Here is a 10560-nt window from a genome sequence, read left to right on the forward strand (position 1 = left end):
CTGCCCCTTCCCTCTCAAACCATCCTTGCCAACCTGAAGCCCGGCCTCGAGCCGGGCTTTTTCGTCTCTCACTACCACTAACCCCACTGCCCATACGGCACAGACCTGGATGCTGGACTCGGCATTTCGCGTTTCGCGAAAAAATCTAGCGTTTCGCTATTTACATATGAATAGCGTTACGCTAGTTTTGCTCATGCCAACTCACCGCAAGACCAGAGTTGAAAACAGGCCGCAGCGAGCCAAGGCCTTGCCGAAAAGCAGAACGGGTTCAGGGGGAGCCTCGCCCCGTGGCCAGCAGCGTAGATGGCCCTAGATCAAGGGAGAGCCAGTGGGTGACGAGCCGCGACTGGCTGTCGGGACCTCAGGTCCCCCGAGAAAACAATCGCCCATCCGCAGGTGGCGTGTAACAGCGGACTGATTACTTGCTTCGTTTCCCAGAGCCGTAGCTTCCAGAAACGATGTGATAGCGGATGTTGTTGAAGCGAGATAGTTTGTGTACCCGCTCGAGCCTGAGCTGGCGCTCTAGCTGTTTTAGTTGGTGGAACAGGCCGCGCTGTCTCTCGAGCGGCGCCTGTTCTAGCTGAGTATTCACTGCAGCGATTTTTCTCTCCAACTGTTCGATTTTTGAGCCTTTAGCGGCTAGGTACTGCGCAGCACGCTTCTCTTCGACCTTTTGCCGACGCTTCTCGCGTCTGGCGTTACGGCAGTTATGACATAGCCAACCGCGCTTTGGTGGCCTGTCTGAAGCGGTCGGATACTCCGATTTACATTCAGCACAAATCTTTTTCACCGCTGGCGGCTGAGTAGGTACGGAAGTCTTCGGAGGTTTTGCCGCAGCGGTCTTCTGGTTAGTTGGCCTGGAAAGCTTGTGCCGAGCCAGCTCTCTGAATATCTCCTCCGACTCTTCGCTAAAGCCTTGCCCAGGTACATGCGGTTTCTTGGGCTGCTCTACAGGCTTCTCTCGCTCCATCACCTCCTTTAGTCGGCGAAGCACTTCCAGATTCTTTTCATCCATAGATAGGCCTCCATTCCCAGGACTCTTCCGAATCTATCAGTGGAGTGCGGCAATAGGCCATAGGAGATCCATTGCCATGAAGAAGAACGCCAACCCGGCGGCGACGGTTGCTGCCTGGAATTCCGCATACCCCGCCGGCACCGAGGTCAACTACCGGTCTCATCGCCACGCCACGCCGAAGCGCACCCGTACCACTACTGAAGCCCAAGTCCTCGGCGGCCACACCGCTGTCGTCTGGCTCGCCGGCGTGTCTGGTTGCGTTGCCCTTTCCCACTGCGAGCCGGCCTGAGCCCGCGCGCCCAGCATCCTGAACGGAGGCACACATGCTGATCCTCACTCGCCGAGTCGGCGAAACCCTGCACATTGGCGACGACATCACCGTGACCGTCGTCGAGAACAGAGGCGGCCAGATCCGCCTCGGAATCGTTGCTCCGGAAGCGATGGCCATTCATCGCGCCGAGATCTACGCCCGGGTTGGCGCCGTCCGGCCCGCCTCACCCAAAGACCTGGTTGAAGAGTGGAATCGCACGCACCCGGCCCAGGTGGCCGTTGAGTACCGTCCGCTCCGCGACTCCATCCCCATCCGCACCAGAACGCTCACTCAAGCCAAAGTTTCCGCCTCCGGCATGGCGGTGATCTGGCTAGAAGGTCAGGCCACGCCGGTGCTGCTGCGCAACTGCGTAGCGATCTCCTGACTTCGGCGCCTGGCCCATTGCCGGACGTTTAACCCACGGCGAGTGCTCGCCGGTCCAACGGCGCGCACAACGGAGACTTCACCATGAACATCAGCGTTATGAACTTCACGGCCTACAAGATCAATGTCGATTCTTCCAGCCGCACAACGATTGGAGTCTCTGCATTCGATGCGGACGGCGCCTCGGTGATGGAGAACTTCGACATCGAGCAGATCGTTAACCACTTTGGCGCAGAGGCCCTCCTTGATGAGATCGGGGAGCAGGTTGCACGCCGCCACTTCAGCATTGAGGGATGAGAGATGGCCGCCACTTACGGACGCAGCCCGGCTGAGATTGCTGAGGACATGGTACTGACCATGGCCACCACAGTCTTCAACATCAGCCGCGAGTTTGCAGCGCGTTATAGCGAGCAGCGCTTTGAACTCGAATCAGCCAAGCCCCTTCGTGAGCAGGCAGAGACGCTGCTTGAGGGGTGGGAAGGTACGAACGCGAATATCGCCGCCGCGATGCAGATGTGGCCGATCTGGTGCTACGCAACCCGCGCGCATCGGTTCAACACCTAATCCGATTCCCTGGCTTAGCCAGGGCGCAGCGTTCCCCCTCTTCGCCCGGCTCCGGCCGGGCTTTTTTCAACCTCCATTCGAGAGCACCCACCACGGCGCCCCACCGGGCGCGACTGCCGTGCGCCTGGGTGCTGCCGAATGCAGGTGAACCACGGAGAGCATCCCGATGTGGACATACCGCGAGCGCCGCAACCGCGCGGCTTTCAGCAACGCCCAGCACGCCTGGGACTTCGCCAGAGACCCGCTCTGGGACCAGCCGGACCCGGAACCAGAGCACGACGACGAAGAGCAGGAGGACGACGATGGCCTGGGCGAATGAACGCGCGGTGCTGATGATCGAGGAAGGCATTACGGCGATGCGCCGATCACCGTTCCCGCGCCCGGACCAGAAGTTCATCCACGGCCAAATTGAACTGGCCTATGCGGTCGGCTTCATCGACACCCGTATTTACGACGACATGCGCCACCGGCTCGACGCCGCGTCGGACGCCCGCTGGGCAGAACTCAGGAGCACTCGGGTATGAATCCAATCACCCGCTTTCAAGTCCGGGCCGGCCGAGACGCAGCTAGCCGCTGTGAGTTCGTTCGGGAAACGAAGGCCTACTACGTTCGAGCCGACGGCACGCGCATCGCGAAGCGCGCTGACTGGTACAGGTTCTACGCCACCGAACAGGAAGCGCAGTCTGCAATCGAGCGCGACAACCGCAAGCGGGCGGAACGCGCAGCACGGCGGCGCGTTGAAAGCTACGGCCCCGAATTACTCATCGCCCTGGAGCAGGCGTACTGCGCGCTGGTCGGCTATCTGCCGCAGCATCGCAACGCGATCACAACTGCGGCGATCGAGGCGGCCCGAAGCGCAATCGACAAAGCCAAGGGAGGGGCCTCCGCATGAAGCCAAATGCGACTGGCGCCCGCCGGGCGCTCACCGAAGTTGCGTCGGCCATCGGCGTGCTGGCCCTGGTGGCTCCGTTCTACGGCTGGCTGATCTACAGGATGCTCCCGACATGAACGCGAAGCGCAAAGCCATCTGGTACGGCGCCCTCGGCGCAGCCGCTCTCTACATCATCCTGATGCTCGGACCAGCTATCGGCGGCCGCATCACTGCAGAACACCCCGCTACGGCACCAACCGCCGCTAAGTGATCCCAATTACCGGAGAAACCATGGACGACACCATCCTCATTTACCGCGCGACCTACGGCACTCCCGAGCAAGTCGCCCAGCTCTACGCGGCCTTCGCGAAAGCTCAGGGGGCATTCGAGCCGATCGCAAAAAACCGCGAAGTCGAAATTCCCATCAAAGACAAAAACACCGGCGCGCAGCGCGGTTCCTACAAGTTCCGCTACGCCGATCTCGAGGAAATCAACAGCAAGACCCGAAAACCGCTCAGCGAAAACGGCCTGGGCACTATGCAGTCGATCGGGCGCAGCACCACGACCACCGGGACCTCGATCTACACGCGCCTGACCCACGCCGGCGGCGCCTGTATCGAGGATGAAATCCCTCTCCCCGCGCAAGACAAACGCGACATCAAGGACTACGGCGCGATCGTGTCCTACCTCCGCCGCTACGCCAAGACCGCGCTGCTGGACATCGCCGCCGACGACGACCTCGACGCCAACGGTGACCGGGACGACGACACCCAACCGGGCGCACAGGCAGAGCAGCAGCCGGAGGGCAACGGCAAACCGTCGTACCCGGACGAGAAGCTGGAGAAGATGCTGCCGCAATGGCGAAACCTCATCACCAGCGGCAAGAAGACCGCCGACCAGGTTATCGCCACGGTCAGCAGCGGCAACACCCTATCCCCCCAACAGGTCGAGAAGATCCGCGGCCTGGTCACCGAAGGAGCATCCGCATGATCATCCACAACGTAGTCCAGGGCTCGCCGGAATGGCACGCGCTGCGTGCCCAGCACTTCACCGCTTCCGAGGCTCCGGCCATGATGGGCGCCTCGAAGTACCAGTCGCGCAGCGACCTACTAAAGCAGAAGAAGACCGGCCTGGCCGCCGAGGTCAGCCAGCACCAGCAGGCGCTGTTCAACCGCGGTCACGCCGCTGAAGCTGCCGCCCGGCTGATCGTCGAGGAGATGATCGGCGAGGAGCTGTACCCGGTCACCGCAAGCGAGGGCACCTTGCTGGCGAGCATGGACGGCATGGACATGGCCGAGACCGTCCTGTTCGAGCACAAGCTGTGGAATGCCGACCTCGTCGCCCAGGTCCGCGCTGGCGAACTGGAGCCGCACTACTACTGGCAGTTGGAACAGCAGTTGCTGGTCAGCGCCGCCGAGCGCGTGATCTTCGTCTGCTCCGACGGCACCCGCGCCAACTTCGTTCACATGGAATACCGCCCGGTCGCCGGCCGCGCCGAAGCGCTGCAGGCTGGCTGGCGCCAGTTCGCCGCCGACCTCGAGGCCTTCGAAGTCGAGGCGCCCAAGGCCGAAGCCGTGGGCCGCGCGCCGGAGCACCTGCCGGCCCTGCGCATCAAGGTCACCGGCATGGTCGAGGCCAGCAACCTGGCAGAATTCAAGGCCACCGCCCTGGGCGTGCTGGCCAAGATCAACACCGACCTGACCACCGATCAGCACTTCGCCGACGCGGCGCTGACCGTGAAGTGGTGCGAGAACGTCGAGGAGCGCCTGGAGGCGGCGAAGCAGCATGCGCTGAGTCAGACGGCCTCGATCGACGAGCTGTTCCGCACCATCGACGAGATCGCCGCGGAAACGCGGAACAAGCGTCTGACGCTGAAGAAGCTGGTCGATACTCAGAAGGAAGCCATCCGCTTGAAGATCAAGGGCAAGGCCGAGCAGGACTTCTGCGACTACGTGGCGGCCATCAACCAGCGCCTGGGCAAGGTGCAACTGCCGGTCATCCCTGTCGACTTCGCCAACGCCATCAAGGGCAAGAAGACGATCACCGGACTGCAGGATGGCGCCAACGGCGAGTTGGCCCGAGCGAAGATCGAGGCCGACAAGTGGGCCACGCTCATCGAGCAGAACCTGGCCAGCCTGCGCGAACTGGCGACCGACCACGCCTTCCTGTTCAGCGATGCGCAGCAGTTGGTGCTGAAAGCCAACGACGACCTGATGCTGCTGATCAACGCGCGCATCGCCGAGCACCAGGCGGAAGAGGAGCGCCGCCTCGAGGCCGAACGCGAACGCATCCGCGAAGAGGAGCGCCAGCGCCTGGAACTCGAGCAGCAGGAAGCCGCTACCGCGCAGCAACCGGATCCCGTAGCCGAGCCGGAGCCAGTTCCCGCTGCACCGGCCCCTGCCCGCGCCGCCGGACGCTCTCGCACTGCGACGGCACCGACCACCCAATGGATCGCCCGCGTCACCGACAAGTCCGCGCTCATCGCAGCGATTGCCGCGGGCCACACCACCGAGGACCTGCTGATCATCAACCAGCCGGCCCTGGACAGCCTGGCCAACAGCAATGGCCAAACGCTGAACCTACCGGGCGTGATCGTCGAGAAGGCACCCGCGAAAGCGGCCTGACCATCCCCTCCGCCTGCCCCCTCTCCCTCGAACCGCCTGCGCCGGCGCCCGCCGCCGGTGCGGCATCCGGGTGCGCGTTCATCGAGCGCGCAGCCTGATGCCCAACCACTGAGGACAGACCATGCTCACCAACATTTTCGACTTCGAAACGACGGGTATTCCCGAGTGGAAGTTGCCCAGTGAAGACCCGTGCCAGCCCCACATCGTGGAAGTTGCCGCTCTGCTCTGCGATGCCGCCGGCAACACCATCGATCGCTTTGAGGCGATCGTGCGACCCAACGGCTGGGAAATCACCCCCGAAATGACCGCGATCCACGGCATCAGCCACGAACAGGCGATGGATGTTGGCATCAGCGAGGCCGAGGCTCTGGAGGGCTTTCTTGCGATCAACGGCCGCGCAGCCCGCCGCGCGGCGCACAATATCAGCTTCGACGACCGTATCACTCGCATCGCGCTGATGCGCTACCAGGACGAGGATGCGGCCAACGCCTTCAAGGAATCGGGTGAGAAGTTCTGCACCTGCTATCGCTCCCGCGCACAGGTCGCGCTTCCCCGCAACAAGCTGCCGACCTTGGCCGAGGCATACAAGCACTTCACCGGGGAGGACCTGGTGGAGGCTCACCGCGCGATGCCGGACGCCCAAGCCTGCGCCCGCATCTACTTCGCTTTGCAGGGAGTCGATGTGGCGCCGGCCAGTTCGGTGCCGCCGGCTGAGGCGGAGGCCTGAGCCATGGCACGCGGAGTGAACAAGGTAATCCTGGTCGGCCATCTGGGCCAGGATCCAGACGCAAGATCTACCCCGGGCGGAAAGGCGGTCACCTCCCTCAGTCTGGCCACTAGCGAAAGCTGGAAAGACAAGCAGACCGGCCAGCAGCAGGAGCGCACCGAGTGGCACCGGGTCGTGCTCTTTGGCCGGCTGGCCGAAATCGCAGCGCAATACCTGCGAAAGGGCTCCCAGGTCTACATCGAAGGCAGCCTACGCACCCGCAAGTGGCAGGGCCAGGACGGCCAGGACCACTACAGCACCGAGGTAGTGGTGGACATCAACGGCAACATGCAACTGCTCGGCGGCAAGCCTGAGCAGGCAGGCCAGTCGCGTGGCCCTGGCCGCGAGCCGCCACCGCGGCCGACCACTCACCACCAGCCGCAACCGGCAACCGACTACGAAAGCTACGACGACGACATCCCCTTCGATAACCCCTACCGCAGGCTCTGGCGCATCGTCTGAGCGCCGGGCCGCCCGGAGACAGCACCATGTGGTTCCGCAACCTACTGATCTACCGCCTCACCCAACCCATCGACACAACGGCCAGCGCTCTGGAAAGTGCCCTGGCGAGCAAACCGGCACGCCCCTGCGCCTCCCAGGAGTTGACCACCTACGGCTTCGCGCCGCCGGTCGGCAAGGGTGACGCACCGCTGGTACGCGAGGCGAACGGATTCTGGCTGATCTGCTGCCGCAAGGAGGAGAAGATCCTGCCTGGCAGCGTGGTCAACGACGCACTGAAGGAGAAGGTCGAAGAGATCGAGGAAACCCAGCAGCGCAAGGTCTACAAGAAAGAGCGCGACCAGTTGAAGGACGAGATCGTCCAGACCCTCCTACCGCGCGCGTTCACCCGCCGCAAGCGCACCTTCGCCGCAATCATGCCGGCGCAAGGCCTGGTGATCGTGGACACCGCCACGGCGAAGGCCGCCGAGGATCTGCTGTCGACCTTGCGCGAAGCCCTGGGCTCTCTCCCCGTCCGACCGATCGCAACCAAGGTTTCGCCGACGGCAACCATGACCGAGTGGCTGCGAAGCCAAGAAACTAATGCGGGTGGCGACTTCTGGCTGTGCGACGGCGCCCTGCTCCGCGACACCGACGAGCAAGGCAGCATCACCGCCAAGCACCAGGACCTGACCAGCGACGTGATCCGCCAGCACCTCGACTCAGGTAAGAGCGTCACCAAGCTCGCTCTCGCCTGGAAGAAAGACCTCTACTTCGTACTCGACGAGGGTCTGGTGATCCGCAGCCTCCGCTTCGACGACCTGCTGCAGGAGCGGGCACTGGACGACGCTGGTAAGGATTCCGACGAGTTCGCACAGGCCGACGCCAGCTTCGTCCTGATGATGCTCACCTTCCAGCAATTCATCCCCGAGCTGCTGGTAGCACTGGGCGGCGAAGAAGTTCCCGTAGGCGTCTGACCACCTCACCAACATAGGAGGCAGCCATGCCTATCCGCCATTCCATCATCCACCTGATCGACAAGAAGCCCGACGGCACCCCGACCGTGCTCCATGCGCGCGACGCTGAGCTGGGTAACTCCCAGGTCATCGAGAACCTGCTGGCCGACCTCAACGAAAGCTACAACGCCAAGAACAAGGCCTGGGGCTTCTTCCAGGGCGAGTCCGGGGCCTACCCGTTCAGCGGCTGGCTCGGCGAGTACCTGAAAGGCGACCGCGACTTCGTGGGGTTCAGCCGCGAGGCGGTGGAACACCTGCAGAAGCTGATGGAAGAGTCCAACCTCTCCACCGGCGGCTACGTACTGTTCGCCCACTACCAGCAGGGCATGACCGACTACCTGGCGATCGCCCTGCTGCACCACAGCGAAGGGGCGGCGGTGAACGAGTCACTGGACGTCACCCCGTCGAGCCACCTCGACCTCGGCCAGTTACACCTGGCGGCGCGAATCAACCTCTCCGAGTGGCGCAACAACAAGCAGTCGAAGCAGTACATCTCGTTCATCAAGGGCAAGGGCGGGAGAAAGCTCTCCGACTACTTCCGCGACTTCATCGGCTGCCAGGAAGGGGTCGATTCGCCGGGCGAGACGCGCACCCTGCTGAAAGCCTTCAGCGACTTCGTGGAAAGCGAGGGCATGGCCGAGGAACAGGCCCGCGAAAAAACCGTGTCGCTGGTCGACTACGCCACCGCGCAGGCACGCCTCGGTGAGCCGATGACCCTCGACGCCCTTTCCGAACTGATCGACGAACAGCAGCCACGGGCGTTCTACGACTTCATCCAGCACAAGGACTACGGCCTGTCGCCGGAAATCCCGGCGGACAAGCGCACCTTCAACCAGTTCCGCCGCTTCACCGGCCGCGCCGAAGGCCTGTCGATCAGCTTCGAGGCACACCTCCTCGGCACCAAGGTGGAGTTCGACTCAGGCTCCGACACCCTGCTGATCCACGGTCTGCCGGCACATCTCGCCAGCCAACTGAAGAAGGTTGCAGCGCAGAAGCAAGACGGGGCGATGAACGCGCACGGATCTCGCGAGGCTCAGCCGTGAAGCAGGCCCCGTCGACGATGCAGAAAGAAACGCTCGGGCACATCCGAGCGTTCTGGGCGGAGAAAGGCTACGCACCCACCGTCGCAGAACTGGCAGCCAAGGCCGGCGTCCGCCAGTTCGCCATCCAGCAGCGCCTGACCGCCCTCGAGAACAAGGGCTACATCCAGCGTGACCCGAAAGTGGCGCGCAGTATCCGCCCGCTCTAACGCCACCCGCCGAGCGCCCCACCCGGGGCGCTATCTCTTCCAGCACGCACCGGACGCCGCCCTGTGGGCGATTCAACCATGCCTCGTGGGCCGCCCTGTCAGGCAGGGCGGCGTCCAGTGCCTGTTCACGGAGTACTGACGTACTTCTAGCGGGTCGCGTACAGCCTAACGACTCTGGGTGTTGAGAACCTCATAGTTACGATCTGCATGCGCCTTGGTTACCCAAGTGTTCTTTGTCGACCTGGCTTGAGCCTTGGATCCGCTCAAAGTTTGGACCACTCGTCCCACGGCCTTCGATGCAACAAGTGCAGCGCTTTCAACCTTTGTCGGAGAACCCCGATAGCCTGCGGCAGACCGAAAATGATTGAGGATGATGTCTTGCTGATAAGCAGGTGTTTGCTCTCCACCGATTGTTGATGCACCCACCGTCTCATACCGGTAATAGACCTTGGTGTCATCGAACACGATCTCGACGATTCTGAAGTCAGGCATCTCTCCTCCCTGATCCGGCCCCATGCCGGGCCTTCCAAATCTAACTCCAACGACATCACTGCGCCATCACGCATAGCGCAGTGCGTCCTCACGTTCGCGAAAAGGAACCCGCCGCATGATCAAGCGCACTCTCTACCACTTCCACTTCTGCTGCGGCCTGGGCGGCGGTGCCGCCGGCTTCAACCGGGCGCGCCCGCGGGTCGGCAACGTCGAGGCCGAATGGGTCTGCCTCGGCGGGATCGACGTGGACCCGGCCGGATTGCGCGACTTCGAGCGCCTGGCCGGTGTCCCGGGCACCCTGCTGGACCTCTTCACCCGCGACCAGTACGTGCGGTTCCACGGCAAGGAGCCGCCGACAGGCTGGCGGGAGGCCACCCCCGAGGATGTGCGCCGCGCCGCCCAGGGCAAGCGCCCGGACGCGGTGTTCATCTCCAGCCCCTGCAAGGGGGCCTCCGGCCTGCTGTCCGAGAAGTTGAGCCTCACCCCAAAATACCAGGCACTCAACGAATTGACTCTGCGCTGCATCTGGCTCATGGGCGAAGCCTGGGCCGATGACCCGGTGCCCCTGATCGTCTTCGAGAACGTCCCGCGCCTGGCCAGCCGCGGTCGGCACCTGCTGGACCAGATCAACAGCCTGCTCGGTGGCTTCGGCTACGCCGTGGCGGAAACCACTCACGACTGCGGCGAACTCGGCGGCCTGGCCCAATCGCGCAAGCGCTTCCTGCTTGTCGCGCGGCACGTCGAGAAAGTGCCGCCCTTCCTATACGAGCCAGAGAAGAAGTCGCTCCGCGCCGTCGGCGACATCCTCGGCCGCATGCCGCTTCCCGGCGA

Annotated in this window: 17 protein-coding genes and 1 pseudogene; 16 read left to right on the top strand and 2 right to left on the bottom strand. The window is 63.3% G+C overall.

Going from position 1 to position 10560, the window contains the following annotated elements; genetic code table 11:
• Window positions 1-418: 418 nt before the first annotated feature.
• The gene (locus ACTJJX_RS25260) at window positions 419-1015 is read right to left on the bottom strand and encodes a hypothetical protein (RefSeq protein ID WP_023082370.1); all 597 of its coding nucleotides are present in this window, start codon (window positions 1013-1015) and stop codon (window positions 419-421) included.
• 76 nt (window positions 1016-1091) lie between these two features.
• Here ACTJJX_RS25260 and ACTJJX_RS25265 point away from each other — a divergent pair, with 76 nt between their 5' ends.
• The 15 genes and pseudogenes from ACTJJX_RS25265 (at window position 1092) to ACTJJX_RS25335 (ending at window position 9237) form a co-directional block, all read left to right on the top strand.
• A complete protein-coding gene (locus tag ACTJJX_RS25265) occupies window positions 1092-1304 on the top strand; it encodes a hypothetical protein (RefSeq protein WP_023082369.1) in 213 nt (70 codons plus the stop codon).
• 34 nt (window positions 1305-1338) lie between these two features.
• Window positions 1339-1515: pseudogene (gene csrA, locus ACTJJX_RS25270) on the top strand (carbon storage regulator CsrA); the annotation flags it as partial.
• 278 nt (window positions 1516-1793) lie between these two features.
• On the top strand, window positions 1794-2006 hold the full coding sequence (locus ACTJJX_RS25275) for a hypothetical protein (protein ID WP_023082367.1): 213 nt from the start codon (window positions 1794-1796) through the stop codon (window positions 2004-2006).
• 3 nt (window positions 2007-2009) lie between these two features.
• Window positions 2010-2273: a hypothetical protein gene (locus tag ACTJJX_RS25280; RefSeq protein WP_023082366.1), complete on the top strand. Its 264-nt coding sequence runs from the start codon at window positions 2010-2012 to the stop codon at window positions 2271-2273.
• A gap of 166 nt (window positions 2274-2439) precedes the next feature.
• Window positions 2440-2592: a hypothetical protein gene (locus ACTJJX_RS25285; RefSeq protein WP_023082365.1), complete on the top strand. Its 153-nt coding sequence runs from the start codon at window positions 2440-2442 to the stop codon at window positions 2590-2592.
• Entirely contained in the window at window positions 2576-2797 is a 222-nt protein-coding gene (locus tag ACTJJX_RS25290; RefSeq protein ID WP_023082364.1) for a hypothetical protein, read from the top strand. Before ACTJJX_RS25285 ends, ACTJJX_RS25290 begins: the two co-directional genes overlap by 17 nt.
• A complete protein-coding gene (locus ACTJJX_RS25295) occupies window positions 2794-3165 on the top strand; it encodes a hypothetical protein (protein WP_004354971.1) in 372 nt (123 codons plus the stop codon). The genes ACTJJX_RS25290 and ACTJJX_RS25295 overlap by 4 nt, the downstream gene beginning before the upstream one ends.
• A gap of 112 nt (window positions 3166-3277) precedes the next feature.
• Window positions 3278-3415 carry a hypothetical protein gene (locus tag ACTJJX_RS25300; RefSeq protein ID WP_004354975.1) on the top strand — a complete coding sequence of 46 codons (138 nt, stop codon included), beginning with the start codon at window positions 3278-3280 and terminating at the stop codon, window positions 3413-3415.
• A 20-nt stretch (window positions 3416-3435) separates the two neighbouring features.
• Complete coding sequence (locus tag ACTJJX_RS25305; RefSeq protein ID WP_023082363.1) at window positions 3436-4134, top strand: ERF family protein; 699 nt, start codon at window positions 3436-3438, stop codon at window positions 4132-4134.
• Window positions 4131-5768, top strand: coding sequence for a YqaJ viral recombinase family protein (locus ACTJJX_RS25310; RefSeq protein WP_023082362.1), 1638 nt, complete (start codon window positions 4131-4133; stop codon window positions 5766-5768). Before ACTJJX_RS25305 ends, ACTJJX_RS25310 begins: the two co-directional genes overlap by 4 nt.
• Window positions 5769-5889: 121 nt before the next feature.
• On the top strand, window positions 5890-6495 hold the full coding sequence (locus ACTJJX_RS25315; protein ID WP_004349164.1) for a 3'-5' exonuclease: 606 nt from the start codon (window positions 5890-5892) through the stop codon (window positions 6493-6495).
• A gap of 3 nt (window positions 6496-6498) precedes the next feature.
• On the top strand, window positions 6499-6996 hold the full coding sequence (gene ssb / locus ACTJJX_RS25320; protein WP_023082361.1) for a single-stranded DNA-binding protein: 498 nt from the start codon (window positions 6499-6501) through the stop codon (window positions 6994-6996).
• A gap of 26 nt (window positions 6997-7022) precedes the next feature.
• On the top strand, window positions 7023-7949 hold the full coding sequence (locus ACTJJX_RS25325) for a recombination-associated protein RdgC (protein ID WP_023082360.1): 927 nt from the start codon (window positions 7023-7025) through the stop codon (window positions 7947-7949).
• Window positions 7950-7975: 26 nt separating this feature from the next.
• Window positions 7976-9031: a nucleoid-associated protein YejK gene (yejK, locus tag ACTJJX_RS25330; RefSeq protein WP_023082359.1), complete on the top strand. Its 1056-nt coding sequence runs from the start codon at window positions 7976-7978 to the stop codon at window positions 9029-9031.
• A gap of 17 nt (window positions 9032-9048) precedes the next feature.
• Window positions 9049-9237, top strand: coding sequence for a LexA family protein (locus tag ACTJJX_RS25335; RefSeq protein ID WP_073662603.1), 189 nt, complete (start codon window positions 9049-9051; stop codon window positions 9235-9237).
• A 165-nt stretch (window positions 9238-9402) separates the two neighbouring features.
• Here ACTJJX_RS25335 and ACTJJX_RS25340 read toward each other — a convergent pair whose 3' ends face one another.
• Window positions 9403-9729, bottom strand: a complete 327-nt coding sequence (locus ACTJJX_RS25340; RefSeq protein ID WP_124117754.1) for a hypothetical protein — start codon at window positions 9727-9729, stop codon at window positions 9403-9405.
• 115 nt (window positions 9730-9844) lie between these two features.
• On the opposite strand from ACTJJX_RS25340, the gene ACTJJX_RS25345 reads away from it, so the two are divergent.
• Window positions 9845-10560 (top strand): DNA cytosine methyltransferase (locus ACTJJX_RS25345; protein ID WP_440782024.1); only part of this gene is annotated, 716 nt, incomplete at its 3' end.

Source organism: Pseudomonas sp. 22490 (assembly GCF_052044465.1).
In the GTDB taxonomy this organism is placed as follows: domain Bacteria; phylum Pseudomonadota; class Gammaproteobacteria; order Pseudomonadales; family Pseudomonadaceae; genus Pseudomonas; species Pseudomonas aeruginosa.